The sequence below is a fragment of the Acidimicrobiales bacterium genome, assembly GCA_030747595.1.
Classification (GTDB): Bacteria; Actinomycetota; Acidimicrobiia; order Acidimicrobiales; family MedAcidi-G1; genus UBA9410.
This window is the reverse complement of the sequence record JASLKK010000047.1, coordinates 1-814: the sequence shown is the minus strand read 5'-3', so window position 1 is coordinate 814 and position 814 is coordinate 1. Positions and strand designations below refer to the sequence as shown.

The 814-nt window shown below is 59.3% G+C and carries 2 protein-coding genes; both read left to right on the top strand.

Going from position 1 to position 814, the window contains the following annotated elements:
- On the top strand, positions 1-225 hold a 225-nt coding region (locus tag QF777_12000; GenBank protein MDP6912258.1), incomplete at its 5' end, for a hypothetical protein.
- Positions 226-227: 2 nt separating this feature from the next.
- The coding region (locus QF777_11995; GenBank protein ID MDP6912257.1) for an SBBP repeat-containing protein at positions 228-814 on the top strand (587 nt) is incomplete at its 3' end.

The window sequence follows — 814 nt, the reverse complement described above, 5'->3', positions numbered from 1 at the left end:
GCCCACGCTCAGGCTTTGGTTTCGGGTGCCGATGAGGTTGTGTGCGCCGTTGAGGGTGGCACTTACCGTCAGGCTCCTTTCAAATATCAGGGCAAGTGCCTTCAGTGGCTTCGCGATGACTACGCATCATTGGAAAGCGAAGCGAGAGGCAAAGTCGACGTCATGCTTGAGGGAACTGGTTGCGAGGTACTGTTCGACTCTGACACTCTGAACGAAGAGGATTAATCTTGCGTTTAACTGCCGCTGTTTTTCTGGTCGTATCGGCTCTGGTGTTTATACGACCTGACCCTGTGGAGGCGTGGAGTTCCGATGACCGCGCTGTTGCCGTATTCGGCAACGGCGGCGCCTCCACAAATCCACATGGCTATTCGGTGGTGGTCGACTCGTCGGGCAACATCTACACCACCGGTAGGTTCGGGAGCGCAGGTTCGGGAAATGAAACAGTCGACTTCGACCCGGGTCCAGGTACCGCCAACCTCACTCCGAACGGCGGCGGCTACGACGCGTTCGTGTCAAAGTTGGACTCGTCAGGCAACTACGTGTGGGCCAAAAGCTTCGGTGACAGCGGCAACGATAGTGGCGCTTGGGTGGCGGTCGACTCGTCGGGCAACGTGTACACCACCGGGTCCTTCGGCGTCGGCCCGGTCGACTTCGACCCGGGTTCAGGCACCGACAGCCGCACCTCGAACGGCGTCCTACAGGACGTGTACGTGTTGAAGTTGGACTCGGCGGGCGACTACGTGTGGGCCAAGAACTTCGGCGACACCAACCCCGACTATGGCTATTCGGTGGCGGTCGACTCGTCGGGCAACGT